An 18,154-nucleotide genomic window follows, 5' to 3' on the forward strand; every position below is an offset into this window, starting at 1 on the left:
GTCTGCGCCGGGTGCGGCGAGTGGGGGCACCTCCCACGCCCTTAAGGCAGTGGGAGAGCGTGCATGGCGTCGCGCGGCAGACGGGAATTGTCAGACAGGCCCTAGACCCATGGCCAGATAGTTGACCTCGGCGTTCGCCTGCTGCCGCCGCGCCTGGAGCGAATCCGCTGCGGCCTGCGCGAGGACACGGACACCCGGGAACTCATGGAGGGTAGTCGCTAGTTGTGTCTGTGTACGGGCCGTGCTGACGAGGACGGAGGAGGCGAGCGGGTTGTCGACGTGCCGGGCGACGAGATCGTGCGCGAGGGTGAGATCACCGAAGCCGAGACCCCTGGCGTAGACGGCGACGAGGGTGAGCGTGGCGGGCGTGCCGTCGCCGAGCGTGAGCTTCAGGGTGCCACCGGGCCTCAAGTGGAGCTGGTCCGCGGCCAGTTCGCTCACCGCCGCGGTGTGCTCGGTGAGCCCGTCCAGCGATCCGGCGGTGACGTCCGGGTCCCAGGTGCGGGTGAGTCCGGCGGGGGTGACTCCTTGGGCCGCGTATTTCTCGAGGCCCACGCGGACGGTCGTACGGACGACTTCGGTGACGACGTCCCGCCGCGCGCGGAGTTCCCGTGCCACCTCGGCCGGGACGCCGGGCCCCTGTGGGGCGACGACCCAGTCGGCACGGACGCCTTCGCGGGCCTGGGCCCGGGCGGCGTTGCGAGGGTGGGCTGGACGAACAGGACGGTGCAGGTCATGCCGATCAGGAGAGTGAGGGCGGTGACGACGGAGGCCCTGCCGGTGGCATTGCCCCGGAGGTTGGCGGCGGCGAGCCGACCGCACTGGCCGACCAGCTGCAGCGGGCCACCGGTCACGGGGGTGGCCAGCTTGACGAGGAGCGGCCCGAGGAGCGCGACGGAGGTGGACAGGACCACAACAGCCAGGAAGGTCACGGGAGTTGAGGCGGGCTCCGTGCGCAGACCACTGAGCACGCCGACCAGGACGACACCGGACACGAGAAGCACGAGCCCGGCGAGGAGGCTGCCCCGGGTGAGTCGGGTGCGCCGGAACCTGGACCCACTACGGGTGCGGATTCGGGGGCGGTTTCCGCGCGGCGAGGTCGGAGAGTTCGACCGGGCCGGACGGCGCCGGGGTCCGCTCGGCGGGTGTCTCTGCGCCAGGTGTGGCGGGTCCCTGTGACATGCGTACACAGTCGTGTGTGCACAGATGTCTGTGCACTGCGGCGACCCGACGTCTTCAGCCGGGCGGGGAACCCCACCTCGGGCGCCGGCCCGGTGCTTGCCTGAACGCGATCGGCGCCCCCGCGCGTCCACCGTGTTCAGGACGTTCGCACCACCGAGGAGTCAGAATCCGGATCAACGCCGGATCAGTACCCGCTCAGTACTCCTCGTCCGCGAGGAACTCCGTGTCCTCGCCCTCCTCCTCCAGCGCCTGGCGGACCACTCTGAGCGCCATGCCCTGGGAGTAGCCCTTGCGGGCCAGCATGCCCGCTAGGCGGCGCAGCCTCTTGTCGCGGTCGAGGCCGCGGGTGGACCGCAGCTTGCGGTCCACCAGGTCGCGGGCCGTCGCCTCTTCCTGCTCGGGTTCGAGCTGGGAGACGGCCTCGTCGATCAGTGTCGAGTCGACACCCTTGGTGCGCAGCTCCTGGGCGAGCGCGCGCCGGGCCAGTCCCCGGCCGTGGTGCCGGGACTCCACCCAGGCGTCCGCGAACGCACCGTCGTTGATCAGTCCGACCTCCTCGAACCGCGACAGCACCTCGTCCGCCACCTCGTCCGGGATCTCCCGCTTGCGCAGGGCGTCCGCGAGTTGCTTGCGGGTGCGCGGGGTCCCGGTGAGCAGGCGCAGGCAGATTCCCCGCGCCCGCTCGGCCGGGTCCGCCGGCGGCTCCGCCTTCTCGGCTCTCGGCTCGGCCCCCGATGAGGAGAAGTCACCCCCGTCCCCTCCGGACGACTCCCCGAAGCCGCTGCCACGACCACGGCGCCCACGCCTACCGCGTGCGCCGTCACCGCGCGCCGTACCCCGGCGTGAGCCGCCCTCGTCATGTGCTCCACGGCTGCGGCGCGAGCCGCGGCCGGGTACGTCGTCGTCGGTGGATCCCCCTCCGGACCAACTGCCGCCGGGCGCCGAGCTCCTGAAAGGCTGACCGGTACCCGCCGCCGAAGCATCGCCGAGCTCCGGCCCGCCGAACGGCGGACCGGCCTCACCGTCGAAGCCACCGGCCGACCACGCGCCGCCCGGCTCGTCGCCGTACGGCCCGTCCGTGCCGTACGGCTCCTCGGGCCCGCCGTCCGCGCCGTAGGCAGGGCCCTCGCCTCCCCCGCGCCCCTGGGGGGCGCCGGGGTACGCGTACTCGGCCCAGTCCGTTCGTCGTGTCACGGGTCAGCTCTTGGCTGCCGTGGCCTTGGACTTGGTGGCCTTGGCCGCGGCCGCCGGAGCGGGCACCGCCTTGGCGGCGTCGTCCGTGGCGGTGGAGACCGCCGCGTCCGCGACCGGCTCGGCGGTGGGCTTCTCCGGACGGACACCCACGCCCAGCTTCTCCAGGATCTTCTTCTCGATCTCGTTGGCCAGGTCGGGGTTGTCCTTCAGGAAGTTGCGCGCGTTCTCCTTGCCCTGGCCGAGCTGGTCGCCCTCGTACGTGTACCAGGCGCCGGCCTTGCGGACGAAGCCGTTCTCCACGCCCATGTCGATCAGGCCGCCCTCACGGCTGATGCCGTGGCCGTAGAGGATGTCGAACTCGGCCTGCTTGAAGGGCGGCGCGACCTTGTTCTTGACGACCTTGACGCGGGTGCGGTTGCCGACCGCGTCCGTGCCGTCCTTCAGGGTCTCGATACGGCGGATGTCGAGTCGCACCGAGGCGTAGAACTTCAGCGCGCGGCCACCGGTCGTGGTCTCCGGGGAGCCGAACATCACGCCGATCTTCTCGCGGAGCTGGTTGATGAAGATCGCGGTGGTCTTGGACTGGTTGAGCGCACTCGTGATCTTCCGCAGCGCCTGACTCATCAGACGGGCCTGCAGACCGACGTGGCTGTCACCCATCTCGCCCTCGATCTCCGCGCGCGGGACGAGCGCCGCGACGGAGTCGATGACGATGAGGTCGAGGGCGCCGGAGCGGACCAGCATGTCCACGATCTCCAGGGCCTGCTCGCCGTTGTCCGGCTGGGACAGGATCAGGTTGTCGATGTCGACGCCGAGCTTCTTCGCGTACTCGGGGTCGAGGGCGTGCTCCGCGTCCACGAACGCGACCTGGCCGCCGGCCCGCTGCGCGTTCGCCACCGCGTGCAGGGTCAGGGTCGTCTTTCCGGAGGACTCCGGGCCGTAGACCTCCACCACTCGGCCGCGCGGCAGGCCGCCGACACCGAGGGCGACGTCGAGTGCGGTCGACCCGGTGGGGATGACCTCGATGGGCTCGTTCGGCCGCTCGCCCAGGCGCATCACCGCGCCCTTGCCGAATTGCCGTTCAATCTGTGCGAGCGCGGCGTCCAACGCCTTCTCGCGGTCGGTTCCTGCCATGGGTTCCACCCGGTTTGCTTGAGTCGATCGCTTCACGTCAAAGACGCTAACGCCTGCCACTGACAATGCGCCCCGACGCCCGTCCAGCCTGTGGATAACTCGGACACTTCAGCATCAAAAGCCTGTCGAAATGCCCGTCATGGCCTCGCCGGAGCTTCCATAAGAATGGATGTTCGATTTTCATGTCAAGCGCACCACGCGGCACTCGCGTCACCGATGTCCGGTGCCTCAGGACGTCCTGACGCCCCTTCGAACGACATTGAAAACCTTCCCGCGCCGGGGCCGGCCCGTTGACTGACAGCAGTCAACGGCAGTCAGCGGCATTCGACGCGAGGAGAGCGTGATGAGGGTGTGGAAGCGTGTGGGGATCGCGGCCGTGGTGGCCGGGGCGACCGTCGGCATCATGAGCCCGGCAGCATCGGCCGCCCCCGCGCGGTGGGAGACCAGCCGCGTACATCAGCCCGCGCCCGCCCAGGACACGGCGATCTCCTCGGCCGGCGGAACCGGCACCGTCACGATCCTGTGCAGCGCTAGCTGCTACGAGTAGGTCCCTCTGGCTGGACCGGTGCACCGCCGGGCATGTCCAAGAAGGTTCTTTACTTGCGGCGCGCCCCGAGGCCCATCGCCACGCTTCTGCGGGCCCTACTTCCACCGTCGTACGGCGGGTGTCTTCGGCCGTACGACGACCGCGCGACGAGTTCCCGCGAGGCTCGGGCCATGCCCCTGCCCCTGCCCCTGAAGAACCACGTACGCCCCGCCGAGCGTCTCTGCCACGCGACCGGTGCCCTGCTGATCCTCTCCGGCCTGGTGCACCTGGTGGTGTTCGCGGTGGACGGCGGCCCCTGGTACGGGCCCGTCTCCTGGCGCAAGCCCGTCACGTTCGGGCTCTCCTTCGGGGCGACGCTGATCGCGGTCACCTGGGTCACGTCGTATCTGCGCGTCGGGGCCCGGCTGCGCACCGTACTGCTCGTCGTCTTCGCCGCCGACTGCGTCGTGGAGGTCGGCGGCATCACCCTTCAGGCGTGGCGCCGGGTGCCGTCGCACCTCGACATGGAGACGCCCTTCGACACCGCGGTCTCCATGACGCTCGCGGTGGGTGGCGGTGTCCTGGTGGTGCTGCTCACCGTCTTCGCGGTGACGTCCTTCCGGCACCGGCCGACGGGTCCCACCGGGATGGCCCTCGCGGTGCGTTCCGGGTTCGCGATCCTGCTCGTCGCGCTGGCCTCGGGCGCCGCGATGATCGCGCGCGGGGTGATCCTCGCCCGAACCGGCCACCAGGAAGCGGCCTACCACTCGACGGCCCCGCTCAAGCCCCTGCACGGCGTGAGCCTGCACGCCGTCCTGATCCTGCCGACCCTGGCCTGGCTACTGTCCCGCACATCCTGGAACGAGGCGGCACGACGACGGACCGTACGGTTTGCGGTCGGCTGCTACGTCGTCGCGGTGGCTGGGGCGGGGGTGTGGGCGGTGCTCATGTACTGATCGCGGTGAGCTGGTGTTCGTGAGGGAGCGCCGCTCAGGGGAGCTTTCTTCGGGGTCTCTCGGGTCGTAGGTGGTCGGTGCGGAGTTCTTGGAGCCGGAGTCGGTAGACCCGGAGTTCCTACGGCCGGAGTTGGTCGCCCCGGGACCCGGAGTCGGTCAGGCCTGAGCCGGTGGACCGGAGCTGGTCCGCCCGGAGTCGACGCCCGGAGCTCTGAGAGTCGGTGGCGGTCAGTCCGAGGTCGGCCGGGTCCGGAGCCAGTCGATCCGGAGCCGGTCGGACCCGAGTTCCCCGAGTCGGGATCAGCCGACCCGGAGTTCGTGGGACCCGAGTCGAGAGACCCGGCGGTCCTACGGCCAGAGCCGGCCGCCCCGAAACCAGTCCGCCCGGAACCAGTCGACACGGCACCGGTCCACCCGAAGCCGGTCGGCCCGGCACTATGGGCATCGGAGGCGGTCGATCCGGAGTCGGCCGGTTCGGAACGAGTCAATCCGCAGCCGCTCGGCCCCGAGATCTACGAGTCAGGATCAGCCGACCCGGAGTTCGCGGAACCGACTCGATAGACCGGGCGGTCCTACGCCCGGAGTCGGCCGCCCCGAAACCAGTCCGCCCGGAACCAGTCGACACGAACCGGTCCACCCGGAGCCGGTCGGCCCGGAACTCTGGGATTCGGAGGCGGCCCGTCCGGAGCCAGTTGCCCCTGAGTCATTCGGCCCCGAGTTCTAGGCATCGGGATCAGTCGACCCGGAGTTCATGGGACCCGAGTCGCCCCGCCCGGGGTTCTGACGGCCAGAGTCCGTCAACCCAGAGCTAGTCGAGCCAGAACTGGTCGGTCCGGAGTCGGCCGCCCCGGAGCTGGTCGACCCAGAGTCGGGCGCCCCGGAGTCAGCGGGACCAGAGTCAGCCGCCCCGGAGCTGGCCCCTCCGGACCCAGCCGCCCCGGAACCAGCCACCCCGCCGGAGCCAGCCGCCCCACCGGAGTCGACAGCCCCGCCAGAGTCGCCCCCCGCACGCCCCGCCTCCCCCGCCCGCTGCCCCCACAGCCTCCCCACCCGCGTCAACAGGCCAGGCCCCCCGGCGCCCCGACCCCGGTGTCCCTGGACCCGGGGGTCGTCCGTGACGGCGTACCGCTTCACATACGCCCCGAGGAACGCCTGAAGCGTGGCTACGGCCGGAATGGAGATCAGCGCGCCGACCGCACCCAGGAGCGCGGTGCCCGCGATAACCGAGCCGAAGGCGACGGCGGGGTGGATGTCGACGGTTTTCGCGGTCAGCTTGGGCTGCAGCATGTAGTTCTCGAACTGCTGGTAGACCACGACGAAGATGAGCACCCACAGCGCGTACCAGGGGTCCACGGTGAACGCGATCAGCATGGGCAGCGCGCCCGCGAGATACGTGCCGATGGTCGGGATGAACTGGGAGACCAGGCCCACCCAGACGGCGAGCACGGGCGCGTACGGGATGCCCAGCGCCTGCAACAGGATGTAGTGCGCCACGCCGGAGACCAGCGCCATCAGGCCGCGGGAGTATATGTAGCCGCCGGTCTTGTCGACGGCGATCTCCCAGGCGCGCAGTACCTCGACCTGCCGGGCGGGCGGCAGCACGGAGCACAGCGCACGCCGCAGGCGCGGCCCGTCGGCGGCGAAGCAGAACGAGAACAGCCCGATCGTCAGCAGTTGGAAGAGGCCGCCGAGCACCTGGGTGGACACGTCCAGCACACCGGTCGCGCTGTTCTGCACGTACTTGCGCAGCCAGTCGGAGTGGAGCAGCCCCTCCTGGATGTCGACCCGCTTCAGGTCGGTGTGGAAGTGCGCGTTGACCCAGTTGATGACGGAGTCGAGGTAGTCCGGGAAGTCCTCGATCATCTTGATGATCTGGCCGGCGAGCATCGACCCCATGAGGGTGACGAACCCGGCGCTCACGATCAGCAGGCCGAGGAAGACCAGGAAGGTGGCCAGCCCCCGGCGCATGCCGAAGGCAGCCATCCGGCTCACCGCGGGCTCGATGGCGAGCGCCAGGAAGAACGCGATGAGGATGTTGATCAGCAGCCCGATGAGCTGATGGAAGGCCCAACTGCCCAGTTGGAACACGGCGACGAGGGCGAGCGCCAGCACCATCGCGCGTGGCAGCCAGCGCGGCATGCCGGTGCCCGGCACGGCGCGATCGGCCGGGGGCCGGTTCGGCGGCGTCGTGCCGGACGGGGATGCCTGCCGGGCGTCGTGCCCGGTCTCGTCAGTGGGTGCCACGGTGCAAGTCTCGCCTACACCACTGACAACCGGTCACCGTGGGCGATCTTCGTGACCGATCAGCGACTTTCCCGCGGAACATTCATGACGGCGCAGACCACGCGCCACACGTCCTTGGCCTCCCAGCCCGCGTCCAGCGCCTCGTGCACCGTCCGTCCACCGAGTTCCGTCATCACGTGATCGCGGGCGAAGCTCTCGGCGTACCCCGCGCCGAAATGCTCCGTCATCCGCTGCCAGAAGACCGTCAACCGCATGACGTCAGTATCCCGCCCCTGAGAGTGGGCCCGGGCCGGGACCGCTCGCCGAGACCGCTTTCCGTCCTACGGTCTGACGCATGGCCGAAACAGGAGCTTCCCCACTCCCCCCGACGCCCCCGGCGCACTCCCCGCTCTTCCGCGCCGAGCACTTCGTCTGGCTCACCGCGCGCGTGCTGGAACAGCGCCTCTTCGCGTACCACTTCCTCAACGGCGACCCCGATCCGGTGGAGACCGCGCTGGACGCGTACCGCAACGAGGACGGCGGGTACGGGCACGCGCTGGAGCCCGATCTGCGCGGCCCGGTCAGCCAGCCGCTGCACACCGGTCACGCGCTGCGTGTGCTGGACTCCATCGGGCGCTGCGGCGGGCAGCGGGTGGAACGCGTGTGCCGCTATCTGACCTCGGTCTCCACCACCGACGGCGCCCTGCCGGCGATCGACCCCGGCCAGCGTGGTTATCCCGCGGCTCCGTTCGTGTCGATCGTGGACGACCCGCCGAGTGAACTCCTCGCCACCGGACCGGTGGTGGGTCTGCTGCACCGCAACGAGGTGTGGCACGCCTGGCTGTTCCGGGCGACCGACTTCTGCTGGCAGGCCGTCGACTCCCTGGAGAAGTCGCACCCCTACGAGATCGAGGCCGCCGTCGCCTTCCTGGACTCGGCGCCCGACCGCCCGCGCGCGGAGGCCGCCGCCGACCGCCTCGGCCGTCTGGTGCGCGAGCACCGGCTCGCCGCCCTGGACCCGGAGCATCTGGAGGCGTACCCGGTCGCCCCCGGGTACGCGCCGGGCGAGCACCACTTCCCGTACGACTACGCGAGGACCCCGAGCTCCCTCGCGCGGGCGTGGTTCACGGACGACGAGATGGCCCGCTCCCTGGACCACCTGGCGGCCGACCAGCAGGAGGACGGCGGTTGGCCGATCCGCTGGCGCCAGTGGGCGCCGGGTATCGCCCTGGAGGCACGCCCCATGGTGACGATCCAGGCATTGCGCACCCTGAAGGCGTACGGCCGCTCCGTGGGCTGACTCCCGGGCCGCCTCAGCCGCCCAGGGCCCGTACGCCCGCCGTCACCAGCACGGCCGCCGCGACCACGAGCAGGAAGGGTGCCCGCAGCACCAGCGCCACGGCGGCCGCCGCGACCCCCGCGGCCCGGGCGTCGAGCACGAGCGCATGCCCGTCGGCGAAGGTCTGCTGGGCGGTGAGCGCGGCGAGGAGGGCCACCGGCAGCAGGGCGGCGAGCCGCCGCACCAGCGGCCGTTCGAGCGCGTTCGCCGGCACGAGCAGACCGGCGAGCTTGACGACGTAGCAGCCGAGGGCGGTCGCTGCGATGGCGATCCAGACGGTCAACGGTCTTCCCCCTGTGCGTCGTTGTGCGTGCCGCCCTGCCGACGGCCCGCTACGTAGAGGGCGATCGGCGCCGCGAGAGCAGCCGCCAGGACCGGCACACCGGCAGGCAGGATGGGCAGCAGGCCCAGTCCCAACAGGACCGCGAGTGCGGCGACGGCACGCTCGATGGTGGTCTTGAGCATGGGCGCGAGCAGTGCGAGGAAGACGGCGGGCCCGGCCGCGTCGAGACCCCACGCGTCCGTGTCCCCGATGGCCTGGGCGCCCAGCGCGCCGAGCAGCGTGGTGAGGTTCCACAGCACGTACAGCGTGAGCCCGGTGACGGTGAACCCGATCCGCGCGGCGCGCCGCGTGGGCTGCGCGAGGGTGACGGCCGTCGTCTCGTCGATGACCCACTGGGCGGCGAACGGGCGCACCGCGCGCGGGAGGGCCAGCAACTGCGACAGACGCAGCCCGTAGAACGTGTTGCGCACGCCCAGGAAGAAGGCTCCCGCCGCCGCGGTGAGCGGATTGCCGCCGGCCGCGAGCGCCCCCACGAGCGCGAACTGGGAGGCACCCGTGAACACCAGGAGGCTGAGGGCGCAGGTCTGGAGCAGGGTGAGCCCGCCACCGGCCGAGGTCACCCCGAAGGCGAACCCCGACAGCCCTACGGCGACGCCGACTCCCAGGGCGTCCCGTACGACGGCGGAGTCCGGCTTCGCCCCGGCGTCGGAGCCCGGGTCGCCTCCTGTTCCGGTGCGTATGTCGTCTGAAGCGATCTGTTCTGCCACGTGTCGGACGGTAGGAGCAGTCGCCGCCCCACGTCTTGTACGTTCTTGCGCTCCCGCTGGTACGCACCCGGAGGCACGCCGACGATCCGGGTGAAGTGCCGGTTGAGGTGCGGCTGGTCCGTGAACCCGACGGTGACGGCCGCCTCCGCGGGTGCCGTACCCGCGTCCAGCAGCAGCCGGGCCCGGCGTACCCGTGTGTCGGTCAGCCAGGTGTGCGGTGGCATGCCGTACGCGTCACGGAACGCCCGCAGCAGCGCGAACGGGCTGGTGCCGAGGTCGGTGGCCAGCCGCTCCAGGGTCGGCGGCTCGGCCATCCGCTCCTCCAGCACGGCACGTGCGCGTGCCGCGAGTGCGGCGCCTGCCGTGCGGACCTCCCGCTGCGGCAGCGGACCGCCGTTCAGCCGCAGCAGCCGGGTCACCGCCACCCGCAGCAGGGTGTCGGCGGCTAGCGCGTTGCCCTCGTCGGCTGCGCGCAGCACCCGGTGCACGAGGGCGACGCTGTACGGATCGTCGAATACGGGGCTGACAAAGCCAGGGGTGCCCCGGATCGCGGTGGTCTCGGCGGCGATCTCCGCCACCAATTCGGGCGACGGATAGACCGCCCCGTACCGCCAGCCCTCAGGAACGCCCGCCCGGCCGGTGTGCGGGGTGTCGGGGTTGACCAGCGCGAGCGCCCCCGCGCCTACGAAGACATCCGAGCCCCGGTGGCGGAAGACCTCGGCGCCGTCCGCGATCCCGGCGATCACGAAGTTCTCATGGGTATGCCGGACGAACGTCTTGCGGATGTATCGGGCACGCAGCAGGTCGACGCCGGGCAGTGCCTCGTACCGCCAGTGCCGTGCCCGCTCCCCTGATCCGGCCATACGGCCATTGTCCGTCACACCCGGCACCCTCCGCATCCCGTTTTCGCAGGTCAGGGCGATTGTCAGTGGTCGGGTGCAGGATGGACGCATGGTCAGCTCCGCACATCGAGCCCTCGACGGCTTCTCCCCCGCGACCCGCGGCTGGTTCACGGGGGCCTTCTCCGCGCCCACCGCGGCCCAGGCGGGCGCGTGGCGGGCCATCGGCGAGGGCTCGGACGTGCTGGTGGTCGCGCCGACCGGTTCCGGCAAGACCCTTGCCGCCTTCCTCGCCGCCCTGGACCAGCTCGCCGCGACACCCCCGCCCGCCGACCCGAAGAAGCGCTGCCGCGTTCTGTACGTGTCTCCGCTGAAGGCTCTCGCGGTCGACGTGGAGCGCAATCTCCGCAGCCCGCTGACCGGCATCCGCCAGGAATCCGTCCGCCTGGGCCTGCCCGAGCCCGAGGTCAGGGTCGGCATCCGCTCCGGTGACACCCCGCCCGCGGAGCGCCGCGCCCTGTCCACCCGCCCGCCGGACATCCTGATCACCACCCCGGAGTCCCTGTTCCTGATGCTGACGTCGGCCACGCGTGACGCGCTCACCGGCATCGAGACGGTGATCCTGGACGAGGTGCACGCGGTCGCGGGCACCAAGCGCGGCGCGCATCTCGCGCTCTCCCTGGAGCGGCTGGACGAACTGCTGCCGAGGCCGGCCCGCCGGATCGGCCTCTCGGCGACCGTGCGCCCGGTCGACGAGGTCGCCCGCTATCTCTCCCCGCACCGCAAGGTGGAGATCGTCCAGCCAAAATCCGGCAAGGAGTTCGACCTCTCCGTGGTCGTCCCGGTCGAGGATCTGGGCGAGTTGGGCGGTTCCCCGGCCACGGACGGCAGTGAGGGCGCGGAGAAGCCGTCGATCTGGCCGCACGTCGAGGAGCGCATCGCCGACCTCGTCCAGTCGCATCGTTCAACGATCGTGTTCGCCAACTCCCGCCGCCTCGCGGAGCGTCTGTGCAACCGGCTCAACGAGATCGCCTACGAGCGGGCGACCGGCGAGCCCCTGGACGAGCATCACGCACCGGCCGAGCTGATGGGCGGTTCCGGCGCCGCCCAGGGCGCGCCCCCGGTCATCGCCCGTGCCCACCACGGCTCGGTCTCCAAGGAGCAGCGCGCCCAGGTCGAGGAGGACCTCAAGGCGGGCCGGCTCCCCGCCGTGGTCGCCACGTCCAGTCTGGAGCTGGGCATCGACATGGGCGCCGTCGATCTGGTCGTCCAGGTGGAGTCCCCGCCCTCCGTGGCCTCCGGCCTCCAGCGGGTGGGCCGCGCGGGACACCAGGTCGGCGCGGTCTCCACAGGTGTGGTGTTCCCGAAGTACCGGGGCGACCTCGTCCAGGCCGCCGTGGTGACCGAGCGGATGCGCACGGGCTCCATCGAGTCCCTGAAGGTCCCCGCGAACCCCCTGGACGTGCTCGCCCAGCAGCTCGTCGCGATGACGGCGCTGGACACCTGGCAGGTCGACGACCTGCTCGCCACGGTCCGCCGTGCCGCCCCCTTCGCCTCCCTCCCGGAGTCCGCGTTCACCGCCGTGCTGGACATGCTCGCGGGCCGCTACCCGTCGGACGCCTTCGCGGAGTTGCGCCCGCGCGTGGTGTGGGACCGCGTCGCCGGCACGATCACCGGCCGCCCCGGGGCACAGCGCCTCGCCGTCACCTCCGGGGGCACGATCCCCGACCGCGGGCTCTTCGGGGTCTTCCTGGCCGGCGCCGACCCCAAGAAGGGCGGCGGCAGGGTCGGCGAGCTGGACGAGGAGATGGTCTACGAGTCCCGCGTGGGGGACGTCTTCACGCTCGGCACCAGCTCCTGGCGAATCGAGGACATCACCCGCGACCGCGTCCTGGTCTCCCCCGCGCCGGGCGTCCCCGGACGGCTCCCCTTCTGGAAGGGCGACCAACTGGGCCGCCCGCTCGAACTGGGCCGCGCGGTGGGCGCGTTCCTGCGCGAGGTCGGCTCGCAGCCCAAGGAGGACGCCCGCCTGCGCCTCCTCGCCGCGGGCCTCGACGCCTGGGCCGCGGAGAACGTTCTGTCGTACCTGGACGAGCAGCGCGAGGCCTGCGGCCACATCCCGGACGACCGCACGATCGTCGTGGAGCGCTTCCGCGACGAACTCGGCGACTGGCGTGTGGTCATCCACTCCCCCTTCGGCGCCCAGGTCCACGCCCCCTGGGCCCTCGCCCTCGGCGCCCGACTCTCCGAGCGCTACGGCATGGACGCCCAGGTGATGCACGCCGACGACGGCATCGTCCTGAGGCTGCCCGACGCCGACCTGATGGGCCTGGACCTGCTCGACCAGGAGCCCATGAGGGCCGGCACGGAGTACGACGCCGACCAGGCCCCCGTGGGCGCGGCGGACGTCGCCTTCGACAAGGGCGAGGTCAATCAGGTCGTCACCGACCAGGTCGGCGGCTCGGCCCTGTTCGCGTCCCGCTTCCGCGAGTGCGCCGCCCGCGCGCTGCTGCTGCCGCGCCGCAACCCCGGCAAGCGCACCCCGCTGTGGCAGCAGCGCCAGCGGGCCGCGCAACTGCTCCAGGTGGCAAGCGAGTTCGGCTCGTTCCCGATCGTGCTGGAGGCGGTCCGCGAATGCCTCCAGGACGTCTTCGACGTGCCGGGGCTCACCGAGCTGATGGGCGACCTGGAGTCCCGCAAGGTGCGCCTCGTCGAGGTCACCACCGCCGAGCCGTCCCCCTTCGCCCGCTCCCTCCTCTTCGGGTATGTCGCCCAGTTCCTGTACGAAGGGGACTCACCGCTCGCCGAGCGCCGCGCCGCCGCCCTGTCGTTGGACTCCCACCTGCTGGCCGAGTTGCTCGGCCAGGCGGAGCTGCGCGAGCTTCTCGACGCCGAGGTGCTCACCGAGCTGGAGCGGGAGCTCCAGTGGCGCACCGAGGACCGCCGGATCAAGGACGTCGAGGGCGTCGCCGACCTGCTGCGGATGCTCGGCCCGCTCACCGACGCCGAGCTGTCCGAGCGGGGCGCCGAGCCGCACTGGGCCCAGGATCTTGCCTCCGCCCGCCGCGCGATCCGGGTCCGTGTCGCCGGCGCCGACCACTGGGCCGCGATCGAGGACGCGGGCCGGCTGCGCGACGCCCTCGGCACAGCGCTCCCGGTCGGCGTCCCGGAGGCGTTCACCGAACCGGTCAAGGACCCGCTCGGGGACCTCCTCGCGCGCCACGCCCGCACCCACGGCCCATTCACATCGGCCACGGCGGCTGCCCGCTTCGGCCTCGGAGTGGCCGTCACCGAGGGCGCGTTGCAGCGCCTCGCCGCCAACGGCCGTGTCGTACAAGGGGAGTTCCACCCGGCCGGCATCGGTCAGGAGTGGTGCGACGCGACCGTGCTGCGTCGCCTGCGCCGCCGCTCCCTGGCCGCGCTGCGGCACGAGTTGGAGCCGGTGCCGCCCGCCGCGCTCGCGCAGTTCCTCCCCCAGTGGCAGCACATCGGCAAGGGTCACGGACTGCGCGGCATCGACGGACTGGTGCGCGCCGTCGAGCAGTTGCAGGGCGCCTCCGTGCCGGCGTCCGCCCTGGAGAAGCTCGTCCTGCCGTCCCGCGTGGCGAACTACACGCCCGCCATGCTCGACGAACTCACCTCCGCCGGCGAACTGGTGTGGGCGGGCGCGGGTTCCCTCCCCGGCAAGGACGGCTGGGTCTCCCTGTACGTGGCGGACGCGGCCCCCCTGCTCCTCGCGCCACCGCACCCGCTCGAACTCACAGCACTGCACCAGTCGGTCCTGGACACCCTCTCCGGCGGCTACGGCCTCTTCTTCCGGCAGATCGCCGACCAGGTCCGCGCGACCACCCACCCCGACGTCACCGATCCCCAACTGGCCGACGCCGTCTGGGACCTGGCCTGGTCCGGCCGGCTCACGAACGACACGCTCGCCCCCATGCGCTCCCTGCTGGGCTCCGGCCGTACGGCGGGTTCCACGGCCCACCGCGCGAAGCGCACGGTCCCGCGCGGGCGGTACGGCTCCCTCACCGCCGCAGCCCGCCCGGCCTCCCGCACCGGTCCGCCGACCGTCGCGGGCCGCTGGTCCCTGCTCCCCGCCCACGAACCGGACCCGACCGTGCGTGCCCACGCACTGGCCCGCACCCTGCTCGACCGGCACGGCGTGGTGACCCGGGGAGCGGTCGCCGCGGAAGGCGTCGAGGGCGGCTTCTCGGCGACGTACCGCATCCTGTCCGTCTTCGAGGAGAGCGGTCAGGCGCGGCGCGGCTATGTCGTGGAGGGGCTGGGCGCCGCCCAGTTCGCGATGGACGGCGCGGTGGACCGCCTCCGCGCGGTCGCGAACGCCCGCGACCGGGGCGACGACCTGCCCACCCCGGACCCCACCGACAACGACCCCTACGGCTTCGGGACCCTGGGCGGCCCCAGCACGCCGACCGCCGGTTCCGCCGCCCCCTTCACCACAGCGACCACCTACGGCTCCTCCGACCACCACGGCCGGCCCGACCCGTCCGACTCCCCCGGAGTCCACGACTTCGCCGCCGACTTCGGCCCCTTCACCGACTTCGACGACCTCGACGACGCGGGCGCACCGACCGCGCCGGCCTCCCGGCAGCACCGCGCCCCTTCCTCCCATCCCCCGTCCCCGGGCGACTACATCTCCCCCCGCGACTTCCCCGCCCCGCATCCCCGGAGCAACACCGCCTCCCCCTACGCCAACCACCGCACCCGCCCCTCCCTCACCACCCGAGCCGTGGTCCTGGCCGCCGCCGACCCGGCGAACGCGTATGGCGCGGCCCTGCCCTGGCCCGAGCCGCCGACCGGCGCCGGGCACAAGCCGGGGCGGAAGGCGGGCTCGCTCGTCGTGCTCGTCGAGGGTGAGCTGACGCTCTACATGGAGCGCGGCGGCAAGACCCTGCTCGCCTGGCCCTCCGCACCCGACTCCACGGCCACCGAGGACCCACGCCTCCAGGCGGCGGCCGAGGCCCTCGCGGCAGCGGCCCGAGCCGGTTCCCTCGGCACGGTCACGGTGGAGCGGGTCAACGGCGCCTCGGCCCTGACCTCCCCCATCGGCACCCTCCTGGAAGGAGCGGGCTTCATCGCGACCCCACGTGGCCTGCGCCTGCGCGCATGAATCGCACCGGCCCTCACCACCTCGTGCCACCCTTGACCCATGCCTGAAGGCGATACCGTCTGGCAGACCGCGAAGCGCCTCCACACGGCCCTCGCGGGCAAGGTGCTGACCCGCAGCGACCTCAGGGTGCCCAAGTACGCCACGGCGGACCTCACCGGCCGCACCGTCCTGGATGTCACCCCCCGGGGCAAGCACCTGCTGACCCGTATCGAGGGCGGCCTCACCCTCCACTCCCACCTGCGCATGGACGGCACATGGAGGGTGTACGCCGAAGGCCGGCGCTGGAGCGGCGGCGGCCCGGCCCACCAGATCCGCGCGATCCTCGGCAACACCGACCACACGGCCGTCGGCTACCGCCTCCCCGTCCTGGACCTCCTCCGCACGACCGACGAGGACCGCGCGGTGGGCCACCTCGGCCCCGACCTCCTGGGCCCCGACTGGAATCCCGAACAGGCCTTGACCAACCTCCTCGCCGACCCCTCCCGCCCGCTCGGCGAGGCCCTGCTCGACCAGCGCAACCTGGCCGGCATCGGCAATATCTACAAGAGCGAGCTCTGCTTCCTCCTGGGCGCCACCCCCTGGCTCCCCATGGGCGCACTCCCCGCCGACCGCGCCACAAAGCTGCCCGCGATCGCCAAGCGGCTCCTGGAAGCCAACCGCGACCGCCCCGCCCGCAACACCACAAGCACCCTCACGAACAGCGGCCCCCCGCGCCACGCCCCCGACCTGTTCGTCTACGGCCGCGCACCCCGCCCCTGTCTGCGCTGCGGCACCTCGATCCGCACGGCCGACCAGGGCGACGGCTCCCGCGAGCGCCCCACCTACTGGTGCCCGACCTGCCAGGTGGGACCGGCACCGGGCACCACACCACTCCGCGGAACCCGGCACCGTACGACTAATTGACGGACCGTCAGAAACCTTCGTACCGTCGCTTCATGCCCGTCAACGCGTACGACCTCACCGGACGCACCGCTTTCGTCACCGGCGCCGCCAGCGGTATCGGCCGCGCCTGCGCCGTACTGCTCGCCGAGGCCGGCGCCACCGTGCACTGCGCCGACCGCGACGCACTGGGCCTGCACGAGACGGCGACCCTGATCAAGGGCCAGGGCGGCAGCGCCCGCGTCCACCACCTGGACGTCACCGACCGCGCCCAGGTCAGGCAGGCCGTCGAGTCCTGCGAGGACCTGCATGTGCTGGCGGCGGTCGCCGGCATCATGCACAGCAGTCCGGTGCTGGAGACCCTGGACGAGGATCTCGACCGGGTGCTGAACGTCAACTTCAAGGGCGTCCTGTACGCCTGCCAGGAGGCGGCCCGGCTGATGCTCGACCGCGGCACCAGGGGCAGCATCGTCACCATGGCGTCGGGCGCGATCGACACGGGAGGAGCCGGGTTGCTCTGCTACAGCGCCGCGAAGGCGGCCGTCGTCCAGTTGACGAAGACGCTGGCGACGGAGCTGGGCCGGCACGGCATCCGCGTCAACGCCGTCGCGCCGGGCTGGATACGCACGCCCATGACCGACCACCACGAGGGCGAGGCGCAGGCCCGTACCGAGGCGATGATGGCCCGGCTCTCGCCGCTGGGCCGGGTAGGTGAGCCGGAGGACATCGCCCACGCCGTGCTGCATCTGGCGTCCGACGCGTCGTCGTTCACGACGGGCCAGATCCTCCGTCCGAACGGGGGCGTGGCGATGCCGTGGTAGCGACGGCCGCAGGTGCGACGGACGCCCGCCAGGCCCGCGCCCACCGTCCAGCGGCCACGGCCCCCGCCGCCCGCGCCTTGGGCATGCAGTGCACCGGGAGCAGACTCAGTCCCCATCCCCCGGCCGCGACGGCCCCCTCCAGCGCCCCCGCGTGCGGCACCAGCACGAGCCGCAGCACGGCCCACCACCACACCGCACCGAGCCCCAGCGCGGCCCCCCAGCGTGCTATTCGCCCCGCCATGGCCCCACCTCCAGCCCGACGCCGGAACGCCGCGGTCACTCACGAAAGGGCGCATCGACGGCATACGGAGGCGCCACACAGGCCTCAACGATGACCGCCCCGGGCCGCACGAGCAAACGGACGGATCCCGCCAGGCGTCCGAACGCGAGAAACCCCGGCCGCGCCTCTCCAGGTCTCCCTGGAGAAACCCCGGCCGGGGTCTCTCACACATTCTCGGCGCCGGTCGGCGCGTCATCGGTCTACACCAGCGTGAACGTCACGCGGCGACCACGTCCACCGCCTCGGCGGGGGCCTTGATGGTCACCCGTTCCGGTGGCACACCGGTCACCGAGACGGAACCCAGCATCGGACGTACCGACGTGGGCACAGAACCGGTGGCCGCAGCAGACTGGGCCAGCTCGGCGAGAGCAAGCTCGTCGCTCACTTCCCGCATGAGCTCGGACATCCGTACGTCCAACGCGTCGCAGATGGCGGAGAGCAACTCGGAGGATGCCTCCTTCTGCCCCCGCTCCACCTCGGAGAGATAGCCGAGTGAGACTCGGGCGGACGAGGAGACTTCGCGCAGAGTACGGCCCTGGCGCTGGCGCTGCCGACGCAGCACGTCACCCAGCAGGCGACGGAGCAGAATCATCGGTGGCT

The 18,154-nt window shown here is 72.0% G+C and carries 15 protein-coding genes and 1 pseudogene; 6 read left to right on the forward strand and 10 right to left on the reverse strand.

All coding sequences use genetic code 11. From position 1 onward, the window contains the following. Positions 1 to 102 precede the first annotated feature (102 nt). The 3 genes and pseudogenes from ABZT04_RS42400 to recA all read right to left on the reverse strand — a co-directional run. Positions 103 to 1,031, reverse strand: a pseudogene (locus ABZT04_RS42400) (ABC transporter permease); the annotation flags it as partial. Between the two features lie 346 nt (positions 1,032 to 1,377). Continuing rightward, a complete protein-coding gene (gene recX, locus ABZT04_RS42405; RefSeq protein WP_356065026.1) occupies positions 1,378 to 2,376 on the reverse strand; it encodes a recombination regulator RecX in 999 nt (332 codons plus the stop codon). Between the two features lie 3 nt (positions 2,377 to 2,379). Continuing rightward, positions 2,380 to 3,510 carry a recombinase RecA gene (gene recA / locus ABZT04_RS42410; protein WP_356065029.1) on the reverse strand — a complete coding sequence of 377 codons (1,131 nt, stop codon included), beginning with the start codon at positions 3,508 to 3,510 and terminating at the stop codon, positions 2,380 to 2,382. A 343-nt stretch (positions 3,511 to 3,853) separates the two neighbouring features. Between recA and ABZT04_RS42415 the strand changes: the two genes are divergently transcribed. Both ABZT04_RS42415 and ABZT04_RS42420 read left to right on the forward strand, forming a co-directional pair. Beyond that, positions 3,854 to 4,057, forward strand: coding sequence for a hypothetical protein (locus ABZT04_RS42415; RefSeq protein ID WP_356065031.1), 204 nt, complete (start codon positions 3,854 to 3,856; stop codon positions 4,055 to 4,057). Positions 4,058 to 4,227: 170 nt separating this feature from the next. Then, positions 4,228 to 4,992 (forward strand): hypothetical protein, encoded by a 765-nt coding sequence (locus ABZT04_RS42420; protein ID WP_356065033.1) that lies wholly within the window; start codon positions 4,228 to 4,230, stop codon positions 4,990 to 4,992. Between the two features lie 720 nt (positions 4,993 to 5,712). Here ABZT04_RS42420 and ABZT04_RS42425 read toward each other — a convergent pair. Both ABZT04_RS42425 and ABZT04_RS42430 read right to left on the reverse strand, forming a co-directional pair. Continuing rightward, on the reverse strand, positions 5,713 to 7,131 hold the full coding sequence (locus tag ABZT04_RS42425) for an AI-2E family transporter (protein ID WP_356065072.1): 1,419 nt from the start codon (positions 7,129 to 7,131) through the stop codon (positions 5,713 to 5,715). A gap of 164 nt (positions 7,132 to 7,295) precedes the next feature. Further along, complete coding sequence (locus ABZT04_RS42430) at positions 7,296 to 7,490, reverse strand: DUF3046 domain-containing protein (protein WP_355902326.1); 195 nt, start codon at positions 7,488 to 7,490, stop codon at positions 7,296 to 7,298. Positions 7,491 to 7,570: 80 nt separating this feature from the next. Here ABZT04_RS42430 and ABZT04_RS42435 point away from each other — a divergent pair, with 80 nt between their 5' ends. Further along, entirely contained in the window at positions 7,571 to 8,515 is a 945-nt protein-coding gene (locus ABZT04_RS42435) for a hypothetical protein (RefSeq protein ID WP_356065035.1), read from the forward strand. A gap of 13 nt (positions 8,516 to 8,528) precedes the next feature. On the opposite strand, the gene ABZT04_RS42440 is transcribed toward ABZT04_RS42435, so the two are convergent. The 3 genes from ABZT04_RS42440 to ABZT04_RS42450 are packed head-to-tail and all read right to left on the reverse strand — an operon-like array spanning position 8,529 to position 10,467. Further along, positions 8,529 to 8,837 carry an AzlD domain-containing protein gene (locus tag ABZT04_RS42440; RefSeq protein WP_356065038.1) on the reverse strand — a complete coding sequence of 103 codons (309 nt, stop codon included), beginning with the start codon at positions 8,835 to 8,837 and terminating at the stop codon, positions 8,529 to 8,531. Beyond that, positions 8,834 to 9,577, reverse strand: a complete 744-nt coding sequence (locus tag ABZT04_RS42445) for an AzlC family ABC transporter permease (RefSeq protein ID WP_356065074.1) — start codon at positions 9,575 to 9,577, stop codon at positions 8,834 to 8,836. Before ABZT04_RS42445 ends, ABZT04_RS42440 begins: the two co-directional genes overlap by 4 nt. After that, entirely contained in the window at positions 9,481 to 10,467 is a 987-nt protein-coding gene (locus tag ABZT04_RS42450; protein WP_356065040.1) for an AraC family transcriptional regulator, read from the reverse strand. Before ABZT04_RS42450 ends, ABZT04_RS42445 begins: the two co-directional genes overlap by 97 nt. 88 nt (positions 10,468 to 10,555) lie before the next feature. Between ABZT04_RS42450 and ABZT04_RS42455 the strand changes: the two genes are divergently transcribed. From ABZT04_RS42455 to ABZT04_RS42465, 3 genes are read left to right on the forward strand one after another with little or no spacing between them, the layout of a single operon-like run. After that, positions 10,556 to 15,574 (forward strand): ATP-dependent helicase, encoded by a 5,019-nt coding sequence (locus tag ABZT04_RS42455; protein WP_356065043.1) that lies wholly within the window; start codon positions 10,556 to 10,558, stop codon positions 15,572 to 15,574. A gap of 39 nt (positions 15,575 to 15,613) precedes the next feature. Then, positions 15,614 to 16,477 carry a DNA-formamidopyrimidine glycosylase family protein gene (locus tag ABZT04_RS42460; protein ID WP_356065045.1) on the forward strand — a complete coding sequence of 288 codons (864 nt, stop codon included), beginning with the start codon at positions 15,614 to 15,616 and terminating at the stop codon, positions 16,475 to 16,477. 32 nt (positions 16,478 to 16,509) lie between these two features. Further along, a complete protein-coding gene (locus ABZT04_RS42465) occupies positions 16,510 to 17,274 on the forward strand; it encodes an SDR family NAD(P)-dependent oxidoreductase (RefSeq protein ID WP_356065047.1) in 765 nt (254 codons plus the stop codon). On the opposite strand, the gene ABZT04_RS42470 is transcribed toward ABZT04_RS42465, so the two are convergent. Beyond that, positions 17,222 to 17,515, reverse strand: a complete 294-nt coding sequence (locus ABZT04_RS42470) for a hypothetical protein (protein ID WP_356065050.1) — start codon at positions 17,513 to 17,515, stop codon at positions 17,222 to 17,224. The genes ABZT04_RS42465 and ABZT04_RS42470 overlap by 53 nt on opposite strands. Positions 17,516 to 17,771: 256 nt before the next feature. After that, positions 17,772 to 18,146 carry a helix-turn-helix transcriptional regulator gene (locus ABZT04_RS42475; protein ID WP_019060943.1) on the reverse strand — a complete coding sequence of 125 codons (375 nt, stop codon included), beginning with the start codon at positions 18,144 to 18,146 and terminating at the stop codon, positions 17,772 to 17,774. Positions 18,147 to 18,154: the final 8 nt, after the last annotated feature.

It is taken from the genome of Streptomyces sp. NPDC005492 (assembly GCF_040605995.1).
GTDB lineage: Bacteria > Actinomycetota > Actinomycetes > Streptomycetales > Streptomycetaceae > Streptomyces.